This is a genomic window from Streptococcus mitis B6 (genome assembly GCF_000027165.1).
Taxonomy (GTDB): domain Bacteria; phylum Bacillota; class Bacilli; order Lactobacillales; family Streptococcaceae; genus Streptococcus; species Streptococcus mitis_AR.
Genome location: NC_013853.1, coordinates 2,041,455 through 2,063,033, shown reverse-complemented (window position 1 = coordinate 2,063,033; position 21,579 = coordinate 2,041,455). Strand labels below are relative to the sequence as shown.

The 21,579-nt window shown below is 41.3% G+C and carries 21 protein-coding genes and 1 pseudogene; all 22 read left to right on the top strand.

Annotation, left to right across the window (positions count from 1 at the left end; all coding sequences use genetic code 11):
* Nucleotide 1: 1 nt before the first annotated feature.
* The 22 genes and pseudogenes from SMI_RS10130 (at nucleotide 2) to SMI_RS10035 (ending at nucleotide 21,578) form a co-directional block, all read left to right on the top strand.
* Nucleotides 2–217, top strand: coding sequence for a hypothetical protein (locus SMI_RS10130; RefSeq protein ID WP_001003769.1), 216 nt, complete (start codon nucleotides 2–4; stop codon nucleotides 215–217).
* The gene (locus SMI_RS10125) at nucleotides 214–507 is read left to right on the top strand and encodes a hypothetical protein (protein WP_000122741.1); all 294 of its coding nucleotides are present in this window, start codon (nucleotides 214–216) and stop codon (nucleotides 505–507) included. The genes SMI_RS10130 and SMI_RS10125 overlap by 4 nt, the downstream gene beginning before the upstream one ends.
* Nucleotides 488–829, top strand: coding sequence for a hypothetical protein (locus SMI_RS10120; RefSeq protein WP_000058836.1), 342 nt, complete (start codon nucleotides 488–490; stop codon nucleotides 827–829). The genes SMI_RS10125 and SMI_RS10120 overlap by 20 nt, the downstream gene beginning before the upstream one ends.
* Nucleotides 822–1,097, top strand: coding sequence for a hypothetical protein (locus SMI_RS10115; protein WP_000492147.1), 276 nt, complete (start codon nucleotides 822–824; stop codon nucleotides 1,095–1,097). The genes SMI_RS10120 and SMI_RS10115 overlap by 8 nt, the downstream gene beginning before the upstream one ends.
* The gene (locus tag SMI_RS10600; RefSeq protein ID WP_165442198.1) at nucleotides 1,090–1,236 is read left to right on the top strand and encodes a hypothetical protein; all 147 of its coding nucleotides are present in this window, start codon (nucleotides 1,090–1,092) and stop codon (nucleotides 1,234–1,236) included. Before SMI_RS10115 ends, SMI_RS10600 begins: the two co-directional genes overlap by 8 nt.
* Before the next feature lies 1 nt (nucleotide 1,237).
* The gene (locus SMI_RS10110; RefSeq protein ID WP_000158193.1) at nucleotides 1,238–2,098 is read left to right on the top strand and encodes a primase alpha helix C-terminal domain-containing protein; all 861 of its coding nucleotides are present in this window, start codon (nucleotides 1,238–1,240) and stop codon (nucleotides 2,096–2,098) included.
* A gap of 163 nt (nucleotides 2,099–2,261) precedes the next feature.
* Entirely contained in the window at nucleotides 2,262–3,758 is a 1,497-nt protein-coding gene (locus SMI_RS10105; RefSeq protein ID WP_000785436.1) for a phage/plasmid primase, P4 family, read from the top strand.
* Between the two features lie 324 nt (nucleotides 3,759–4,082).
* Nucleotides 4,083–4,259: a hypothetical protein gene (locus SMI_RS10595; protein WP_000694570.1), complete on the top strand. Its 177-nt coding sequence runs from the start codon at nucleotides 4,083–4,085 to the stop codon at nucleotides 4,257–4,259.
* Between the two features lie 82 nt (nucleotides 4,260–4,341).
* Nucleotides 4,342–4,873, top strand: a pseudogene (locus SMI_RS10100) (hypothetical protein).
* 70 nt (nucleotides 4,874–4,943) lie between these two features.
* Nucleotides 4,944–5,447 carry a hypothetical protein gene (locus SMI_RS10095; protein WP_000824783.1) on the top strand — a complete coding sequence of 168 codons (504 nt, stop codon included), beginning with the start codon at nucleotides 4,944–4,946 and terminating at the stop codon, nucleotides 5,445–5,447.
* 1,007 nt (nucleotides 5,448–6,454) lie between these two features.
* Nucleotides 6,455–6,847: a transcriptional regulator gene (locus tag SMI_RS10090; RefSeq protein ID WP_000417880.1), complete on the top strand. Its 393-nt coding sequence runs from the start codon at nucleotides 6,455–6,457 to the stop codon at nucleotides 6,845–6,847.
* A gap of 471 nt (nucleotides 6,848–7,318) precedes the next feature.
* A complete protein-coding gene (locus SMI_RS10085) occupies nucleotides 7,319–8,599 on the top strand; it encodes a glycoside hydrolase family 125 protein (RefSeq protein ID WP_000640534.1) in 1,281 nt (426 codons plus the stop codon).
* A gap of 96 nt (nucleotides 8,600–8,695) precedes the next feature.
* A complete protein-coding gene (locus SMI_RS10080) occupies nucleotides 8,696–11,341 on the top strand; it encodes an alpha-mannosidase (RefSeq protein ID WP_000432731.1) in 2,646 nt (881 codons plus the stop codon).
* 82 nt (nucleotides 11,342–11,423) lie between these two features.
* A complete protein-coding gene (locus SMI_RS10075) occupies nucleotides 11,424–12,293 on the top strand; it encodes an ROK family protein (protein WP_164925577.1) in 870 nt (289 codons plus the stop codon).
* Nucleotides 12,287–14,167, top strand: a complete 1,881-nt coding sequence (locus SMI_RS10070; protein ID WP_000251368.1) for a beta-N-acetylhexosaminidase — start codon at nucleotides 12,287–12,289, stop codon at nucleotides 14,165–14,167. Before SMI_RS10075 ends, SMI_RS10070 begins: the two co-directional genes overlap by 7 nt.
* Before the next feature lie 208 nt (nucleotides 14,168–14,375).
* On the top strand, nucleotides 14,376–15,305 hold the full coding sequence (locus SMI_RS10065) for an ABC transporter permease (RefSeq protein WP_001032152.1): 930 nt from the start codon (nucleotides 14,376–14,378) through the stop codon (nucleotides 15,303–15,305).
* A gap of 13 nt (nucleotides 15,306–15,318) precedes the next feature.
* Nucleotides 15,319–16,242 (top strand): carbohydrate ABC transporter permease, encoded by a 924-nt coding sequence (locus SMI_RS10060; RefSeq protein ID WP_000818352.1) that lies wholly within the window; start codon nucleotides 15,319–15,321, stop codon nucleotides 16,240–16,242.
* A gap of 256 nt (nucleotides 16,243–16,498) precedes the next feature.
* On the top strand, nucleotides 16,499–17,980 hold the full coding sequence (locus SMI_RS10055; RefSeq protein WP_000800385.1) for an ABC transporter substrate-binding protein: 1,482 nt from the start codon (nucleotides 16,499–16,501) through the stop codon (nucleotides 17,978–17,980).
* Nucleotides 17,981–18,317: 337 nt separating this feature from the next.
* On the top strand, nucleotides 18,318–19,007 hold the full coding sequence (locus SMI_RS10050) for a CPBP family intramembrane glutamic endopeptidase (protein ID WP_000760537.1): 690 nt from the start codon (nucleotides 18,318–18,320) through the stop codon (nucleotides 19,005–19,007).
* 67 nt (nucleotides 19,008–19,074) lie between these two features.
* A complete protein-coding gene (locus tag SMI_RS10045; protein ID WP_000188113.1) occupies nucleotides 19,075–19,371 on the top strand; it encodes a bacteriocin immunity protein in 297 nt (98 codons plus the stop codon).
* A 131-nt stretch (nucleotides 19,372–19,502) separates the two neighbouring features.
* The gene (locus SMI_RS10040) at nucleotides 19,503–20,489 is read left to right on the top strand and encodes a rhodanese-related sulfurtransferase (RefSeq protein ID WP_001030020.1); all 987 of its coding nucleotides are present in this window, start codon (nucleotides 19,503–19,505) and stop codon (nucleotides 20,487–20,489) included.
* Between the two features lie 228 nt (nucleotides 20,490–20,717).
* Nucleotides 20,718–21,578 (top strand): DUF4299 family protein, encoded by an 861-nt coding sequence (locus tag SMI_RS10035; RefSeq protein WP_000167728.1) that lies wholly within the window; start codon nucleotides 20,718–20,720, stop codon nucleotides 21,576–21,578.
* The last annotated feature ends 1 nt before the right edge of the window (nucleotide 21,579 follow it).

Sequence of the window (21,579 nt, the reverse complement as noted above, 5' to 3'; positions counted from 1 at the left end):
CATGAATGAGTTAGATTTAACCAATACACAGGCGGTAATCTTCATGGTGGTATTGATTGGCTTACTGCTTTATTTAAACCATCGAGACCGCAAAAAAAGCGCCCAATTTGAGCGAGAAAACCAACAGACGATAGAAACACCTAGCGAGGATTTAAATCCTGAATATGGGCGATATATCCAGCTTGCAGGGGTAAGAGTTTACGGAGGGATGAAATGAGTTACACAGTGAAGATATACCCTGATATTGAAAAAATACCAGACGAACCTTATTTTACTAAAGATATTTTTCTAGCTACGTGTATGGACAATGCAACAAAGTTAGCTGTAACTATGGGCTTGTTGACAAAACAAACGTTGGATTTAGAGACTAAGACAGCTATTTTGAAAACCCTTGATACAATCATAGAAACTCAAAAAGATATTTTGCGAGGGGTAACGAGCGGACAAATAACCTTTTTGAATAAAAGCAAAGAAGAGGAGGAACTGAATGAGTCTATCAGAGAATGACAAACGAGTATTAAGACTAATCAAGGTAGGTGCTGAGAACTCCATAACAGGGGCAGAAATCAGCCTACTCACCAAACTAGCAGAAAGAACCGTGCAAGATATTATCAGTCGTCTAATCACGCGCCATAGCGTTCCTATTGTTGGGGTTCGCCATGGGACATTTAGAGGATATTTTATCCCAGCTAACAAAGAGGAGCTACTGGACGGTGCAAAAACCTTTTACAATCAGATACGAGAAGAAGAAAAGCGCCTAGCGGTGTTGATGAACAGCGACCTAGAAAGCTACAAAGAAACCTTGAAGGAGGTGGGCGGATATGTTTAGCCTAAGCCGAGAAAGTGAGCAAGACCTAGTGCATGGCATTCTGGAGGTAGTGGAAAGATACCATGAAGCGCGTGATAAACTCAAACCACGACTGACAGGCTTAATATCAGCCCAGGAAGTCATGGACGAGTTAGATATAAAATATATGACACTCCAAAAATGGGAAAAAGCAGGGCTAAGACGATACCATCCACCGCTTGAAGATACAAGAAAGGTTTACTATAAAATAACTGACATCTGGAAGTTTCTGGGGGTAGAAAATGGGTAGATATAACACACACCCAGCACAGGGCGGAGGCCATTATCATGACATTAAATTGTATAAGCACCGTGGCAGATCTTTGGAACAGTTCCAAGAACAAAAGCTACTGAAGAAGTTAAAAAAGAAACGCAAAAAGGGGCGATAGTATGACAATTTATGAGGCTAAAGGCTTTCAGAGTAATCTTGTCTATCCATTTGATAAAATTGAGCCGTTCCAGTACATTGAACGCTTTAAGCCTTTGGTAGTCCCTGAAGGGGCAAACATTGAAGAATTTAAACGTACACAAGCGCCTTACTGTATCAGTGGGAAAGTGACGCCAGAAAAGCATGGCAGTTACAAGCGAAACAACTCCAGTCTAATTTATCGGGATTTGATTTTCCTTGATTATGACGATATACAGGGGACGTCTGAGGGCTTTATAAAGGCCGTTTCTAGCGCTTTATTTGGCTACTCTTACATCTTATACCCGACTATTAAACATAGCTTAGAAAAGCCCCGTTTTCGCCTTGTAGTGAAGCCTGCCAACGTGATGAACGAGTCAACCTATAAGCAGGTAGTGAAAGAGATTGCTGACAAGATTGGGCTACCCTTTGACATGGCTAGTTTAACATGGTCACAACTCCAAGGGCTACCAGTAACAACAGGCGACCCAGCAAGTTATCAAAAGATTGTGGAGCATGGACTTGATTATCCAGTCCCCAAGGTTGAACCAAGAGCGAAGCAAGAAACTACTGAGCGTTACAAGCCTAGAGCAAGTGGCCAGAGGTCAATGACTATGAGAATTATTGACACGCTTTTTAATGGCTTTGGAGATGAGGGAGGGCGCAACGTAGCACTGACACGCTTTGTAGGTTTACTCTTTAATAAGTGGGTTGATTGCGACCTAGAGACCGCCTACGAGCTGACAAAGATAGCTAATAGCGTGACAGTTGAACCATTGCCTATTGAGGAGCTAGACCGCAGTTTTAGCAGTATAGCACGGGCTGAATATAGAAAGAGAGGATAGAACCATAGAACTAGAAGAATTAGGAAACCTAGAAAGTGAAATCTTAGAGGCGCGTGAAAGCGAAGATAAGCACTTTAAGACTTTCAAAGGTGTTAGGGGACAGCTTATCAAAGAGTGTCAAGAAATCAAGGACAAGGCTTATCAGCAAGCTTATGAAGAAGTTATGGCAGACAGCAAACACCTTGAAAATGTAAAGGCAGGCAGGTTGACCGAGGCCCAGCATGAAGAACTAGCCCAGCAGAAAGGCGAGGAAAAGAGCAGTAAGGCCTTACCAACTAATCCGCTGGGAGTTGCTATTATGTTAAAAAAGTACGTCCGATTTATTAGAATTAAGCCAGAGGCACAAGGGCAAAAAGCCCCATTATATTTCTATAATCCTGATTTTGGTATCTGGTTAGAGGATAATGAATTTTTGCAAGATCTTATTTCTGTCATTTATCCAAACGCAACGGAAAAACAGGCATTTGACACGCTTTATAAAATAGCTAGACAGAGCCAAATGAGGGAAATCCAAGGCAATTATACTGTAATTGGGAAACAGCTATACAATGCTAAGACAGGCATTTTTGAAGAAACGACACCAGAGATTACAGCAACAAGAAAGATAAAAACAGGTTATAGCCCTGGAGCAGAAGAGCCTATAATTAACGGCTGGAAGCCGACAGCTTGGCTTTTAGAGTTGTTTGACGGTGACAAGGAGCTTTATAACCTTGCTATCCAGATTATAAAAGCAAGCGTCACAGGGCAGTCTTTGCAAAAAATCTTTTGGCTTTTCGGTGAAGGTGGAACAGGAAAAGGAACTTTTCAGCAGTTACTTATAAACCTAGTTGGTATGGAAAATGTGGCAAGTTTGAAGATCACTGGTTTAACAAAAAGTCAATTTTCAACGTCTATATTATTGGGAAAGTCGCTTGTAATCGGTGATGATGTACAAAAGGACGCAGTAATTAGAGACACTTCAGATATGTTTAGCTTAGCAACAGGCGACATAATGACCATAGAGGACAAAGGGAAACGCCCTTATAGCATACGCCTTAATATGACGGTAGTACAATCTTCTAATGGTTTACCAAGAATGAACGGGGATAAATCAGCTATTGATAGGCGATTTAGAATTTTACCTTTTACCAAAATATTCAAAGGTAATCCTAACAAGGCTATCAAAGACGATTACATTAATCGCAAAGAAGTGCTGGAGTACCTGGTTAAGTTGGCTATTGAAACACCAATCGCTGACATTAACCCTACGAAGTCTATTGAAATACTTGAAGAACACCATAAGGACATGAACCCCGTTATTGATTTTGTTTCTAAGTTTTTTACTGATGAATTGACAAGTGAGTTTATTCCTAATAGTTTTGTCTATCACGTTTGGAAAGGTTTCCTAGAATACTATGGTATTAAAGAAAACAGGTCAGAAATGGGCTTACATCGAGAAATCAAAAGCAACCTGCCTGAAGGTTTCGCAGTTGGCCAGAAGGTTATCCCTGCAGGGCAACAGATCCATAAAGGTTTTTATCCTAAAGAAGACCTACCGCCGTTTGCAAGCGTAGCCTATGCTAATGGTAGGGCAACACCCGAAAAGCAGAAAAAGCCAAAGAATGAACGCGGGTATTACAACCATTGGCCAGAGTACAAAAAGAGAAGGAAAAGAAAATAAGAATTTTATACACTTTACACAGTAGGGCAAAAATTTTATACACTTAAAAACGTTGTCATATCAAGGGTTTTATACACTTTATACGAAAAACACGGAAATAAAAAAATTTCCTTATATTATGTTTTAAAAATGGGGTCCCTATTATCCCTATATATGTTTTTATTTTAATGTATAAAGCGTATAAAGTGTATAAAACAATAGCAAAACCCTTGGCATTACTGACTTTATTTTTTATACACTTTTAAAAACAAGTGTATAAAATTTGTAAGAAGCGTATAAAAAAGGGGACAGAAAAATCAATTAAGTACAAAAGGAGTAAAAAACATGAAAATTAAACTATTTTTTTATTACAAATGGCAACAATCACTAGAAAATTTTGAACAGGAAGTAAATGATTTTATGGCGACCGTGCAGGTAATTGATGTAAAACATTCAACCGCAACCGTAGGAGATAGTGATGGTATGGGTGCGATTGCTGGTTTGCTAGTATTATACAGATAACAAAATGGGGTAGATAGTACCGACCCCCTTGCAATGGTGTAACTACTAGTGACACCCTTAAAACAGAAAGAGGAAAAACAACATGACATTAAAAACATTTTCAGATAAAGCAAAAACATTCACTTTCACTTACTATTTTTGTGATCAGGCGACCGCTCAAGTAGCAGGTCACGCGCTACTGGGATATATGACTGGAACATATTGCCAGCCTGTAATCTCATTGACCTACAAGGATAAGGGAACGCTTGTCGCTGAGTATGTGGAAGATCACAAGCTAAACAAGACTTTCAAGCGTATTTGTGATAGCTTTAAAGACTACCACAAACAACCAGAAGAGGCTGAAGCATTTGAGGAACGTTACAAACGGGAGCGCGTGCTTCAACTCAAAGAGTCAGAGGACTTTGATAGTTTACTGAATAAGGTCACAGATTACGAGCTGGAACTATTAGACTATGCTGATCGCTTGCTTTCTGATAAGCCTATCCCTATGGACTCTATGACCGCTTTTGGTACGTTGGAAATGCTGGGCGATGAAAAGTATTAGCCTACTCCAAAAGTTGGACGTAGAGGGCGAATATAAAGGCCTTGCTGGTTATACAGAGCATTTGAAGTAGAACACAGGGGAGCAATCCCCTTTTTGTTATCAAGTCAATAGTTTTGGGTTTTTCCATATAGGGGGAAATAATGAAGCGGTTAGCAATAGAAACAATCACTAAACCAATGAAGCTGAGAGGAATATCTAAGGGTATAGCCGAGTTGGACGGTCAACGTTTAGAGATTGATTTGGATAATTTAATGATTGATTTTGGTGGAGAGTCATTTGAATTAGACAGAATAGCAGGAACTAAGGGAGGTAATCGATATTTCTTTCTTTGCCCTGATTGTGGTAGACGGTGCAGGTTGCTTTATAAACGGTATTTATATTTTAGTTGCGGTACTTGTCTAGATATCCACAAGAGCACTCTGAACCGCAGTAAAACGGATTGCCAATACTACTGGGAGCTTGCACTAAAAGAAGCCAGAAAGGTAGAACCAGGGTGGAGTCCTAGACGTGGTGGATATATGTTTGATAGTTTCCCAGAAAGACCAAAGTATATGAAGCGTGACAGGTATCATAAGCACTATAGGAAGTTTTTGAAGTATACTAAAAAAGGAGATAGATTTTGGTTGAATGGTTCTAGATTGTGAGACAATATGTAGTAGTGTGCAATTTACAAAACGAACAAATACTACATATTAGACGGTTTGAATGTTAAAAAAGCTAGATATATCAAGGATTTAAGTAAGCAGAGCGTTCCAACAAAGGGTGCGATAAATGGAGCGCGTGTTTTGATAAAAAATTATTCGTTTAGGAAAAGGAAACAGGAAATACTTAGGTTTTGGTTAGGTAGTGGCAGTAAATATGCCTGACAAATGGCAGGGTTATGTGTGTTGAACTCCGAGCGAACGCCGAGAAAGTGGCTATATCCCCCTATCATTTATCAAGCAGATAAGAGCAATAATAACCCTCCTTAACTCCCTGAGAAACGACAAGCAGATAAGCGAAGTTTTTAGCCCTCTTATTTCGGATCTACTCCTTGCAGAATGATAAGCAGATAAGGACGACAATAACCCTTCTTAATTGCTTACAAAACGATAGGGGGTTAAGACGAATTTAAAAGTTCCTTATTTTCATTTTTCTCCTTGTCAAACGGTAAGGAAATAAGACAGGAAATAACATCGCTTATTTTGATTTTGCTCCCTAAAAAACTGTAAGGAGATAAGGAGACTTATTAGCTTCCTTAATTTGAATTTTCTCCTTACAAAATGACAGGGAAATAAGAACTAAAATAACTCCCCTTATTTTCCTACCAAATGATAAGGAGATAAGAGCAGTTTAAAAGTCTGTTATTTTGGATTTGTTGCTTACCAAATGATAAGCAGATAAGCAAAGAAATAACTTGCCTTAATTGCTTGCAGAATGACAAGGAAATAAGAGAAATAAAAACATCCCTTAATTGCTTATCAAACCATAAGGAGATATGGGGGCTATCTCCCTCCCCACGCGCTTCTATGAGCTTCACACCGTCATTGTACATTTTTTCTCACGGGAAAGAATTTGAAGCTAGAGCGAACATAGAGAAATAGCAAAAAAAGCCAAGGCGCTCCGCCTCAGCTATAATCTCAATAATATTATATCATGAAGGAGCGAACTAATGGAGCTGGATAAGTTTAAAACGATGATGAACGTCAGAGAGAGGATGACATACTTTCTGAGATTCCAGAGGATGGCAGGGAGTGAAAACCAAGTTAGTATCGATGAAGAGGCTTGGAAACTTGTCTTACCTGATCAGTGGAATTTGAGTGGTGAACATGAAAAAGCAATCCGTGAGGGGTTGGAAATATTCGCCAACGATATCAATAAGATAGAGAACAAGCGAGCCAGAAAATACTTTATTATCCATTATTGCTACATGAGGAAGAAAACAATGAGTGAATGCGTAGAGATGGCAGGTACTAGCTCCACTAGCTACCACCGATACAAACAGATAGCCGTCTTAAACTTTGCGAGAATCCACCAGAACGGAGAGCTAGAAGCATATAAGTAGGTAAATGTAGGCTGAGGCTTCATATTCGCCCCCTATTTTGCTTTGTTTCGTACTGGACAACTAAAACACCATGGATAAACTACAAGCCCTCAGAAACGAATCTGGGGGCTTTTGTGAGGTCATAATCTTATAAACCACGCGCTTCATGGTATAATATACCTATCAGCAACCAGCAATAAAAAAAGCACGTTTGACCGTGCTAGTTTCTTGCCTGCTGAACTCGTTAAATCTTAGCCCTTTTGTGGGGCTTTTTTGCTCCCCTTTTTGCGTACTTTGGGGGAGCAAGTAGTAAAAAGTAATGTTAGTGTTTTTTGTTCAAAAGCGCGTGATATAAGGGTCAGGAAGCCCTAAGGAAACCTAAAATAATAATTCTTTTATTATGTAGAAAAATGACTATCATTTGTGTATGTATTTTCTGTCTCAAAAGCTATATACTGAAAATGAAACTTGTTTGAAAGAGGATACTGCACGATGATTTATTCAAAAGAAATTGTTAGAGAATGGCTAGATGAAGTGGCAGAGCGGGCTAAGGACCATCCAGAGTGGGTGGATGTTTTCGAGCGTTGCTACACCGATACCTTGGACAATACGGTTGAAATCTTAGAAGACGGTTCAACTTTTGTCTTGACTGGGGATATTCCTGCTATGTGGCTTCGAGATTCGACAGCTCAACTCAGACCCTACCTGCATGTGGCTAAAAGAGATCCCCTCCTGCGTCAGACCATTGCAGGTTTGGTTAAACGTCAGATGACCTTGATTCTAAAGGATCCTTATGCCAATTCCTTTAACATTGAGGAAAACTGGAAGGGTCACCACGAGACTGACCATACAGACCTTAATGGCTGGATTTGGGAACGCAAGTATGAGGTGGACTCGCTTTGCTATCCTTTGCAGCTGGCTTATCTCCTCTGGAAAGAGACTGGCGAGACTAGTCAGTTTGATGAGACTTTTGTCGCAGCAACTAAGGAAATTCTTCATCTGTGGACAGTGGAACAAGACCATAAGAACTCTCCTTATCGTTTTGTCCGCGATACGGACCGCAAGGAAGATACCTTGGTAAATGATGGCTTTGGCCCTAATTTTGCAGTGACAGGCATGACCTGGTCAGCTTTTCGTCCGAGTGATGACTGTTGCCAGTATAGTTACTTGATTCCGTCCAATATGTTTGCTGTGGTAGTCTTGGGTTATGTGCAAGAAATCTTTGCAGAACTGGACCTAGCTGATAGCCAGAGTGTTACTACAGACGCCAAGCGCCTCCAGTCTGAAATCCAAGAAGGAATTGAAAACTACGCCTACACAAGCAACAGCAAGGGCGAAAAGATTTATGCCTTTGAAGTGGATGGTCTAGGAAATGCCAGCATCATGGATGATCCAAACGTACCAAGTTTGTTGGCTGCACCTTATCTGGGCTACTGTTCGGTCGATGATGAAGTGTATCAAGCAACTCGTCGTACCATTCTGAGTCCTGAAAATCCATACTTCTACCAAGGAGAATACGCTAGCGGTCTCGGAAGTTCTCATACCTTCTATCGCTATATCTGGCCAATCGCCCTTTCTATCCAAGGTTTGACAACAAGAGATAAGGCAGAGAAAAAATTCTTGCTGGATCAGCTGGTTGCTTGCGATGGTGGTACAGGTGTTATGCACGAAAGCTTCCACGTGGATGACCCAACTCTTTATTCTCGTGAATGGTTCTCTTGGGCTAACATGATGTTCTGTGAATTGGTCTTGGATTACTTGGATATCCGCTAAGGAACACGCTTTAGCGCAACTGATTCTTGGAAAGAATCACAAATTTACATTTAACGTTAACAATAAAAATTTAAATTTAGAATGAGGTTTTACTTCATGGAAAATGTTGTCGTACATATTATCTCACATAGTCACTGGGACCGTGAGTGGTACTTGCCTTTTGAAAGCCATCGTATGCAGTTGGTGGAATTGTTTGACAATCTCTTTGATCTCTTTGAAAATGACCCTGAGTTCAAGAGCTTCCACTTGGATGGTCAAACCATTGTCCTTGATGACTACTTGGAGATTCGCCCTGAAAATCGCGACAAAGTCCAGCGCTACATTGACGAAGGAAAATTGAAAATTGGTCCTTTTTACATCTTGCAAGATGATTACTTGATTTCAAGTGAAGCCAATGTCCGCAATACATTGATTGGTCAAGCAGAATGTGCAAAATGGGGCAAATCTACTCAGATTGGTTACTTCCCAGATACCTTTGGGAATATGGGACAAGCGCCTCAAATTCTTCAAAAATCAGGCATTCATGTGGCCGCTTTTGGTCGTGGTGTGAAACCGATTGGATTTGATAACCAAGTCCTCGAAGATGAGCAGTTTACTTCTCAGTTTTCCGAAATGTACTGGCAGGGTGCGGATGGTAGTCGTGTTTTGGGTATTCTCTTTGCCAACTGGTATAGTAACGGGAATGAAATCCCGGTTGATAAAGACGAGGCATTGACCTTCTGGAAACAAAAATTGTTAGATGTGCGTAACTACGCTTCGACCAACCAATGGTTGATGATGAATGGCTGTGACCATCAGCCTGTTCAGAAAAATCTAAGCGAAGCCATTCGTGTGGCAAATGAACTCTTCCCAGATATGACCTTTGTTCATAGTTCTTTTGATGAATATGTTCAAGCTGTAGAAAGTGCCCTACCAGAGCAACTATCAACGGTTACAGGTGAGTTGACCAGTCAGGAAACAGATGGCTGGTACACACTTGCCAACACTTCTTCATCTCGTATTTATCTCAAACAAGCCTTCCAAGAAAATAGCAACCTCCTAGAGCAAGTTGTAGAACCCTTGACGATTATCACTGGGGGGCACAACCACAAGGATCAGTTGACCTATGCTTGGAAAACACTCTTGCAGAACGCGCCGCATGATAGCATCTGTGGCTGTAGCGTGGACGAAGTTCACCGCGAGATGGAAACTCGTTTTGCCAAGGTCAACCAAGTAGGAAACTTTGTTAAGAGTAATCTTCTGAACGAGTGGAAGGGAAAAATCGCTACAGCTAAGGCTCAAAGTGACTATATCTTTACTGTCATTAACACAGGTTTGCATGATAAGGTCGATACTGTCAGCACAGTAATTGATGTTGCGACTTGTGATTTCAAGGAATTGCACCCAACAGAAGGCTACAAGAAGATGGTTGCTCTTACCTTGCCAAGTTACCGTGTGGAGGACTTGGATGGTCGTCCTGTAGAGGCTAAAATCGAAGACCTTGGGGCTAATTTTGAGTATGATTTACCAAAAGACAAGTTCCGCCAAGCTCGTATCGCTCGCCAAGTGCGCGTGACCATTCCAGTTCACCTAGCACCACTTTCTTGGACAACCTTCCAATTGCTGGAAGGAGAGCAAGAACACCGTGAGGGTATTTACCAAAACGGAATGATTGATACGCCATTTGTAACGGTGAGTGTGGATGACAACATTAAAGTCTATGATAAGACAACTCATGAAGCCTATGAAGATTTTATCCGCTTCGAAGACCGTGGTGACATAGGAAACGAGTATATCTATTTCCAACCAAAAGGAACAGAGCCAATCTATGCAGAGCTTAAGGGCTACGAGGTCTTGGAAAACACAGCTCGCTACGCTAAGATTTTGCTCAAACATGAATTGACCGTGCCTGTCAGTGCAGATGAAAAGCTAGAAGAAGAGCAAAAAGGCATCATCGAGTTTATGAAGCGTGAAGCTGGACGTTCAGAAGAGTTGACAAGCATTCCTCTGGAAACTGAGTTGACTGTCTTTGTTGATAATCCACAAATCCGATTTAAGACTCGCTTTACCAACACTGCCAAAGACCACCGTATCCGTCTCTTGGTCAAGACTCATAATACTCGTCCAAGCAATGATTCTGAAAGCATCTATGAGGTGGTGACACGACCAAACAAACCAGCAGCTTCATGGGAAAATCCTGAAAATCCTCAACACCAACAAGCCTTTGTTAGTCTGTATGACGATGAAAAAGGTGTGACTGTATCCAACAAGGGATTGAATGAATACGAAATCCTTGGAGACGACACTATTGCAGTGACCATTCTGCGTGCGTCAGGTGAGCTAGGTGACTGGGGCTACTTCCCAACACCAGAAGCACAATGCTTGCGTGAGTTTGAAGTCGAGTTTGCGCTTGAATGCCACCAAGCCCAAGAACGCTTCTCAGCCTATCGTCGTGCTAAAGCCTTGCAGACACCATTTACCAGCCTTCAGCTTGCTAGACAGGAAGGAAGCGTGGCTGCGACTGGTAGCCTTTTGAGCCATTCTGTTCTCAGCATACCGCAAATCTGTCCAACAGCCTTTAAGGTAGCTGAAAATGAAGAAGGTTATGTCCTTCGCTACTACAATATGTGTAGTGAAAATGTACGTGTACCGGAAAGTCAACATCTCTTCCTTGACCTACTGGAACGACCATACCCAGTTCATAGAGACCTCATTTTACCACAAGAGATTCGTACAGAATTCATCAAAAAAGAAGGAATTTAATTTCAAAAAGTAAACATAAAGAGAAAGGAGAGGCGAAAAGGTAAGAACTAACTGCTGATTCGCCCCTTTTATGGTAAAAACAATGACTATTGCAACGATTGATATCGGAGGGACTGGGATTAAGTTTGCCAGTCTGACTCCTGATGGGAAAATACTAGATAAGACAAGTATCCCAACACCAGAAAACTTGGAGGACTTACTAGCGTGGATAGATCAACGCTTGTCAGAAGAGGATTATAGCGGGATTGCTATGAGCGTTCCAGGCGCGGTCAATCAAGAGACAGGTGTGATTGATGGCTTCAGTGCCGTGCCCTACATCCACGGATTTTCTTGGTATGAGGCGCTTAGCTCTTATCAGATTCCTGTCCATCTGGAAAATGATGCCAACTGCGTTGGACTCAGTGAATTACTGGCCCATCCAGAACTTGAAAATGCAGCCTGTGTCGTGATTGGGACAGGGATTGGCGGAGCCATGATTATCAATGGTAGACTTCATCGAGGTCGCCACGGCCTGGGTGGAGAATTTGGCTACATGACCACCCTTGCCCCTGCTGAAAAGCTCAACAACTGGTCGCAACTAGCGTCAACTGGAAATATGGTACGCTACGTGATTGAAAAATCTGGTCAGACTGATTGGGACGGTCGCAAGATTTACCAAGAGGCCGCAGCAGGAAATACCCTTTGCCAAGAAGCCATTGAGCGCATGAACCGTAATCTGGCTCAAGGCTTGCTCAATATTCAGTATTTGATTGATCCAGATGTCATTAGCCTGGGAGGCTCTATCAGTCAAAATCCAGATTTTATTCAGGGTGTCAAGAAGGCTGTTGATAACTTTGTCGAGACCTACGAAGAATACACGGTCGCACCTGTCATTCAAGCCTGTACCTATCATGCAGATGCTAATCTTTACGGTGCCCTTGTCAACTGGTTGCAGGAGGAAAACCAATGGTAAGATTTACAGGAATTAATTCCAAACAAACTCAGGCAATCGACTTGCTGACAAAGCATATTTCTTTACCAGATGTAGAGGTAGCTGTCGCTCAGTCTGACCAAGCCTCTATCTCTATCAAGGGTGAGGGTGGCCACTATCAATTAACTTACCGCAAACCCCACCAACTTTATCGTGCCTTGTCCCTGTTGGCAACATCCCTAGCAGAAGGTGACAAGGTAGAGATTGAGGAACAAGCAGCTTATGAAGATTTAGCCTATATGGCAGACTGTTCTCGAAATGCAGTGCTGAATGTGGCTTCTGCCAAGCAGATGATTGAGGTCTTGGCTCTCATGGGCTACTCAACCTTTGAGCTCTACATGGAAGATACCTACCAGATTGAAGGGCAGCCTTACTTTGGCTATTTCCGTGGAGCCTACTCAGCTAAGGAATTGCAGGAAATCGAAGCCTATGCCCAGCAGTTTGACATGACCTTTGTGCCTTGTATTCAGACCTTGGCCCACTTGTCAGCCTTCGTCAAATGGGGTGTCAAAGAAGTGCAGGAGCTCCGTGATGTGGAGGATATCCTCCTTATCGGCGAAGAAAAGGTTTACGACCTGATTGATGGCATGTTTGCGACGCTATCTAAACTGCAGACTCGCAAGGTCAATATCGGGATGGACGAAGCCCACTTGGTTGGTTTAGGACGCTACTTGATTCTGAACGGTGTTGTGGACCGTAGTCTCCTCATGTGCCAACACTTGGAGCGCGTGCTGGATATTGCTGATAAATATGGTTTCCACTGCCAAATGTGGAGCGATATGTTCTTTAAACTTATGTCAGCAGATGGCCAGTACGACCGTGATGTGGAAATTCCAGAGGAAACGCGAGTCTACCTAGATCGTCTCAAAGACCGTGTGACCTTGGTTTACTGGGACTATTATCAGGATAGCGAGGAAAAATACAATCGCAATTTCCGCAACCATCACAAGATTAGCCATGACCTTGCCTTTGCAGGTGGTGCTTGGAAGTGGATTGGTTTCACACCCAATAACCATTTTAGCCGTCTTATCGCTCTTGAAGCCAATAAGGCCTGTCGTGCCAATGATATCAAAGAAGTCATTGTGACGGGTTGGGGGGACAATGGTGGGGAAACTGCCCAGTTCTCTATTCTCCCAAGCTTGCAAATCTGGGCAGAACTCAGCTACCGCAATGACCTAGACCGACTGTCTGCTCATTTCCAGACCAATACAGGCCTATCAGTTGAGGATTTCATGCAGATTGACCTTGCTAACCTCTTGCCAGACCTACCAGGCAATCTCAGTGGCATCAATCCCAACCGCTATGTCTTTTATCAGGATGTTCTCTGTCCGATACTTGACCAGCACATGGCACCTGAACAGGACAAACCGCACTTCGCTCAGGCTGCTGAGATGCTCGCTGACATTAAAGAAAAAGCTGGGAACTATACCTATCTCTTTGAAACTCAGGCCCAGTTGAATTCCATTTTAAGTAGCAAAGTCGATGTGGGACGGCGCATTCGTCAGGCTTACCAAGAAGGTGATAAAGAAAGCCTACAAGAAATCGCCAGACAAGAATTACCAAAACTCAGAAGCCGAATTGAAGACTTCCATGCTCTCTTTAGCCACCAATGGATGAGAGAAAACAAGGTCTTTGGCTTGGATACAGTTGATATCCGTATGGGCGGACTCTTGCAACGCATCAAACGAGCAGAAAGCCGCATCGAGGCTTATCTAGCTGGTCAGCTTGACCGCATCGACGAGCTGGAAGTAGAAATTCTGCCATTTAACGACTTCTACGCAGACAAGAACTTCGCAGCCACAACAGCCAACCAGTGGCATACTATTGTGACAGCTTCAACCATTTATACAACTTAAAAACAAGAGCACTTTGCTTTGAGCAGAGTGTTTCTCGTGAAACATCCCTTTCTTCAAAAGTACTCCACATAAAATAATTTGTGGAGTTTTTTCTATAATTAGTAGTTTAACCTAACCTTTAAATAGGAGTATACTAATAATGTAATCGTTATCAAAAGTCTAAAAAGGAATTTTTAGATGGATATCAAAATAAAAAAGGGAGGAAATTATGAATAAGTTTTCAAAAACCTTGAGAGACAATTGGATCTTTCTCTTGATGGTTTTACCAGGGGCACTCTGGTTGATTCTATTCTTCTACATTCCAGTATTTGGGAACGTGGTTGCCTTTAAAGACTATCACATGACCAGTAATGGATTTATAGATAGTATCGTGAATAGTAAATGGGTCGGACTCGATAATTTCAGATTCTTGTTTAGTTCAAAAGACGCCTTTATTATCACACGAAATACTGTCCTCTACAATCTCGGCTTTATCTTTATCGGTTTGATTGTATCTGTAGGGATTGCCATCATCCTCAGTGAACTCCGTTCTAAGAGAATGGTTAAGATCTTCCAAACTTCCATGTTGTTCCCTTACTTCTTGTCTTGGGTTATCATCAGTTTCTTTACAGATGCCTTCCTAAACATTGATAAAGGGGTGTTCAACCATTTCCTAGAGTCTATCGGAATGAAGGAAATCAACTTCTACGCTGACTTGGGTATCTGGCCATATCTTCTACTTTTCCTAGGTATTTGGAAAGGCTTTGGATATAGCAGTGTCATGTACTATGCGACAATCATGGGAATTGATCCAACCTACTACGAAGCAGCAACAGTGGATGGGGCTAGCAAATGGCAACGAATTCGCAATGTAACTATTCCACAGTTGACACCATTGGTAACTGTATTGACCATCCTTGCAGTCGGAAATATCTTCCGTGCAGACTTTGGTCTCTTCTACCAAATCCCCCACAATGCTGGTCAGCTTTATAACGTAACCAATGTCTTGGACGTATATGTTTATAACGGTTTGACTCAGACAGCGGATATCGGGATGGCTTCAGCGGCAGGTCTCTACCAATCAGTTGTCGGCTTGATTCTGGTTATCCTATCAAACTTACTGGCAAGACGAGTTGATCCAAACTCAGCCTTGTTCTAGAAAGGAGGAGAATATGGCAGAAAAGAAAATTAAAAAAGAAAAAATTGATAATGTCGGCATTCACTCCTTCAGTAAGAAAGCAGATATCTTCTTCAGTACCATTTCTGGTTTGATCGCCCTCTCTTGTATCCTACCCTTTGTATTCGTTATCGTTATTTCGGTGACAGATGAAAAGAGTATCCTCCAAAATGGATATAGCTTCTTCCCATCCCAATTTGGATTAGACGGTTTTGAATTTTTGGCACAATTTAAGGATAAAATCCTCCAAGCCCTCTTCATCTCAGTCTTTGTAACCGTAGTTGGGACATTGACAAATGTCTTTATCACAACAACTTATGCCTACGCTATTTCACGGACAACCTTTAAGTATCGCAGATTCTTTACGATCTTTGCCCTTCTTAGTATGTTGTTCAATGCTGGTTTGGTACCTGGCTATATCGTGGTCACTCGTTTGCTTCAACTTGGTGATACAGTTTGGGCCTTGATTGTTCCAATGCTTCTCTCACCATTTAACATCATCTTGATGCGTTCCTTCTTCAAGAAGACCATTCCAGAAGCTATTCTAGAATCCGCTCGTATCGATGGTGCTAGTGAGGCCCGGATCTTCTTCCAAATCTGTTTGCCATTGTCACTACCAGGTATCGCAACCATCACGCTCTTGACAGCTCTTGGTTTCTGGAATGACTGGTTCAACGCCCTCCTTTACATAAAGAGTGACAACTTGTATCCATTACAATATTTGCTCATGCAAATCCAACAAAATATGGACTACATCGCCAAAGCAGTCGGCCTATCTGGTCAACTGGGAGTTGCTCTTCCAAAAGAAACAGGTCGTATGGCTATGGTTGTGGTCGCAACCCTTCCAATCGCAATCTTATATCCATTCTTCCAACGCTACTTTGTAAAAGGTTTGACTATCGGTGGTGTGAAAGAATAGTGCTTGTTGAGAAAAATCGTTTCTCGTTTCCAAACTTCCCTTGCGTGAAGTTAATGCTCTTCGAAAATCTCTTCAAACCGCGTCAACGTCGCCTTGCCGTAGATATATGTTCCTGACTTTGTCAGTCTTATCTACAACCTCAAAACAGTGTTTTGAGCAGCCAGCGGCTAGTTTCCTAGTTTGCTCTTTGATTTTCATTGAGTATAAGATCATTACATTGTTTATAAGTTTAAAAATAAAAAAAGGAGTTTTTGTCATGAAAAACTGGAAAAAATATGCTTTTGCATCTGCTAGCGTAGTCGCTTTAGCTGCTGGTCTTGCTGCTTGTGGAAACCTTTCAGGTAACAAAAAAGCTGCTGACTCAGCTTCAGGTGAAAAAACTGTTATCAAAATGTACCAAATCGGTGACAAACCAGATAACTTGGATGAATTGCTAGAAAATGCCAACAAAATCATCGGTGAAAAAGTTGGTGCTAAATTGGATATCCAATATCTTGGATGGGGTGACTATGATAAGAAAATGTCAGTTATCACATCATCTGGTGAAAACTACGATATCGCCTTTGCATCTAACTATGTTGTAAATGCTCAAAAAGGTGCCTATGCTGACTTGACTGACTTGTATAAGAAAGAAGGGGCAGAGCTTTATAAAGCACTTGACCCAGCTTACATCAAAGGTAACAGCATTAACGGTAAAATTTACGCAGTTCCGGTTGCAGCCAACGTTGCATCATCTCAAAACTTCGCCTTCAACGGAACTCTTCTTGCTAAATACGGTATAGATATTTCAGGTGTCACTTCATATGAAACACTTGAACCAGTCTTGAAACAAATCAAAGAAAAAGCTCCAGATGTAGTGCCATTTGCGGTTACTAAGAACTTCATCCCATCTGATAACTTTGACTACCCAGTTCCAAACGGACTTCCATTCGTTATCGACCTTGAAGGGGACACTACTAAGATCGTAAACCGTTACGAAGTGCCTCGCTTTAAAGAACACTTGAAGACTCTTCACAAATTCTATGAAGCTGGATACATTCCAAAAGACGTAGCAACAAGCGATACTTCATTTGACCTTCAACAAGATACTTGGTTCGTTCGTGAAGAAACAGTAGGACCAGCTGACTATGGTAACAGCTTGCTTTCACGTGTTGCAAACAAAGACATCCAAATCAAACCAATCACTAACTTCATCAAGAAAAACCAAACAACACAAGTTGCTAACTTTGTAATCTCAAACAACTCTAAGAACAAAGAAAAATCAATGGAAGTGTTGAACCTCTTGAACACTAACCCAGAACTCTTGAACGGTCTTGTTTATGGCCCAGAAGGCAAGAACTGGGAAAAAATTGCAGGTAAAGAAAACCGTGTTAAAGTCCTTGATGGCTATAAAGGAAACACTCACATGGGTGGATGGAACACAGGTAACAACTGGATCCTTTACATCAACGAAAACGTTACAGACCAACAAATCGAAGATTCTAAGAAACAATTGGCTGAAGCTAAAGAATCTCCAGCACTTGGATTCATCTTTAACACTGACAATGTGAAATCTGAAATCTCAGCAATCTCTAACACAATGCAACAATTCGATACAGCTATCAACACTGGTACTGTAGACCCAGATAAAGCTATTCCAGAATTGATGGAAAAATTGAAATCTGAAGGTGCTTACGATAAAGTATTGAACGAAATGCAAAAACAATACGATGAATTCTTGAAAAACAAAAAATCATAAGATTCATTGATTGCGTGTATTCATTCCTAATTCCTAAAAATGTGATCACTGTTTTCCTCAGGCTTATCTGGGGGAGGCAGTGATTTTTTGAAACGAGAGCATAGATATCTATGTTGTTTTATCACTATTTAACCATTCAGGAAATCTCAAGCACTATTTAAGATTTGGAGTAAGGATTTAGGAAAATATAGCTTATACTCTTCGAAAATCTCTTCAAACCACGTCAGCGTCGCCTTACCGTACTCAAGTACAGCTTGCGGCTAGCTTCCTAGTTTGCTCTTTGATTTTCATTGAGTATTATATTAGAGATGTTCCGAGTTTACAAAGGAGGGTTCACATGAAAAAGTATCAACTTCTATTCAAAATAAGTGCAGTTTTCTCTTACTTATTTTTCGTATTTGGTCTTTCTCAGATGACGCTTATTGTTCAAAATTATTGGCAATTTTCTTCCCAGATTGGCAATTTCGTCTGGATTCAAAATCTCTTGAGTTTGCTATTTAGCGGAGTCATGATTTGGATTCTGGTTAAGACAGGCCATGGTTATCTCTTTCACATTCCAAGAAAAAAATGGCTTTGGTATTCGATTTTGACAGTATTAGTGGTAGTGCTCCAGATCTCTTTTAACGTTCAGACAGCTAAACATGTTCAGTCAACTGCTGAAGGTTGGGCCGTATTGATCGGTTATAGTGGGACCAACTTTGCTGAGCTAGGTATCTATATAACTTTGTTCTTTCTGACTCCACTTATGGAAGAGCTAATCTATAGAGGATTACTGCAACACGCCTTTTTTAAGCATTCGAGATTTGGTCTTGATTTGCTTCTTCCGTCAATTTTATTTGCTCTTCCTCATTTTTCAAGCCTGCCTAGTTTATTAGATATCTTCGTCTTTGCAATATCTGGCATCATCTTTGCTAGTTTGACCCGCTATACCAAGAGCATTTATCCATCTTATGCGGTACATGTGATTAATAATATTTTCGCAACATTACCATTTTTGCTGACTTTTTTACACAGGGTGTTTGGGTAAATACTGGCACGAGCGTTAGGAATGATAGTTTTTCAATTTATAAACGAATTTCAGGAGGTAAATGAGTATGACACCATTAAAATGGTTTGCTGGAGGCAGTGAAAGACGTTGTGAAGCCATGACGATTATAAATCATCTATTGGAAGGTATAAACAATACACCTCAACTGACTCCCTTGAAAAATCTGTTAGTGAGTTATAAAAGACGATTAGAGGACGATGGGACCTCTACTCCATTTATTTTGAGTCAAATGAATGTTGACATCTCACATGTGTTGATTGACAATAAGCTGATTTTGTCAGAAAGTCAAGCTGAGCAAATAAAAAAATTGAGAGAATTATCAGCTATTCGCTATGGCTACTGACGAAATGCAGGGATAAATCCCTTTCTACAATTTCCAGTCAAATAAATTGCATTCGTTTTCTCAAGCAGGTATACTAGTATAGTTAGATGAAAAATTCTGAAAATTTAAGAATAGAAAAGAGAACAAATCTTATGGCAAAAGATATTCGTGTCTTACTTTACTACCTTTACACTCCAATTGAAAATGCAGAGCAATTTGCTGCAGACCACTTGGCTTTCTGTAAATCAATCGGTCTTAAAGGCCGTATCCTAGTCGCTGACGAGGGAATTAACGGAACAGTTTCAGGGGATTATGAAACAACTCAAAAATACATGGACTACGTTCACAGCCTCCCAGGCATGGAAGATCTCTGGTTCAAGATTGACGAAGAAAGTGAACAAGCCTTCAAGAAGATGTTTGTTCGCTACAAGAAAGAGATTGTCCACCTTGGTTTGGAAGACAACGACTTTGACAATGACATCAACCCACTTGAAACAACAGGTGCTTACTTGTCTCCAAAAGAGTTCAAAGAAGCCCTTCTTGACGAAGATACCGTTGTCCTTGATACACGTAACGATTACGAGTACGACCTAGGACATTTCCGTGGGGCTATCCGTCCAGATATCCGCAACTTCCGTGAGTTGCCACAATGGGTTCGTGATAACAAGGAAAAATTCATGGACAAGCGTGTCGTGGTTTACTGTACAGGTGGCGTTCGCTGTGAGAAATTCTCAGGCTGGATGGTCCGTGAAGGCTACAAAGATGTCGGCCAATTGCACGGAGGAATTGCAACTTACGGTAAAGACCCAGAAGTTCAAGGTGAGCTTTGGGATGGAAAAATGTATGTCTTTGACGAGCGTATCGCCGTTGATGTCAACCATGTTAACCCAACTATCGTAGGGAAAGACTGGTTTGATGGAACACCATGTGAACGTTATGTCAACTGTGGAAATCCATTCTGTAACCGTCGTATCTTGACATCAGAAGAAAATGAAGACAAGTACCTTCGTGGATGCTCACACGAGTGCCGTGTTCACCCACGTAACCGCTATGTTTCAGAACATGAATTGACACAAGCTGAAGTTGTCGAGCGCCTAGCCGCTATCGGTGAAAGCTTGGATCAAGCAGCTACTGTATAAGATTAAACAGTCCTTAGGGGCTGTTTTTTCTATGCTTTTTACTCAAAAATCTAATACTCAATGAAAATCAAAGAGCGAACTAGGAAGCTAGCCGCAGGCTGTACTTGAGTACGGCAAGGCGAAGCTGACGCGGTTTGAATTTGATTTTCGAAGAGTATAAAGTTTGTTTTTGTATCTTTCAGAAAAATAGGGTATACTATATGTAAACGATTTCAAAGGAGTCTAGTTATGACGAAAACATTTTTTATTCCAAATAAACAGAGCATTTTAGGAGAACAGGAAATTTTGACTGCCAAGTCTATCTTGACCTTGGTAGATGGTTTGGAGTCACATAGCTATGATGCAGTCTATCTCCGTCAGCCTCTTAACCGTCTTGAGTATATCGAGTGTGCGATAGTGGGGCAATCGCAATTTCTCTTTAAGGTCAGTTATGTTGATGGTCAAAAGGCTTACCGTGTCGATCTTCCTGACCTACTCACGAAGACAGACTGGCAGATTATCAAAGCATTTTTAGATGCCCTGCTTGCTTATACAGGAACTGAGATTGAAGGGCTCAATAGTTTTGACTTTGAAGCCTATTTCCAAGCAAGTATTCAAGCCTATCTGGCAGACACTGCAACTCGTTTTACGATTTGCCAAGGAATTTTTAATCCTGTTTTCTTTAGTCATGAGGATTTGAAAAGCTTTTTAGAGGAAGATGGCTTGGCTCAGTTTGAAGCGCGTGTACGTGCAGTTCAAGAGACAGATGCCTACTTTGCAAGAGTTTCCTTCTATCAGGATGGAGAAGGGAAAGTGCATGGCGTTTACCATCTAGCTCAAGGAGTCAAGACAGTTTTACCGAGAGAACCATTTGTTCCTGTAGCCTATATTGAGCAATTGCTGGATAAGGAAGTCCAGTGGGAAATTGACTTGGTTCAAATCACAGGAGATGGCTCTAAACCAGAAGACTATGAAGCCATTGCCCGATTGGACTATGCAAAATTCCTAGAGGTATTACCATCAGCATCTTACCACCAACTAGATGCCAATCAATTAGAAGTGCAACCCATCTTAGACAAAGATTTTAAAGCATTAGCACAAGAAAAGTAAA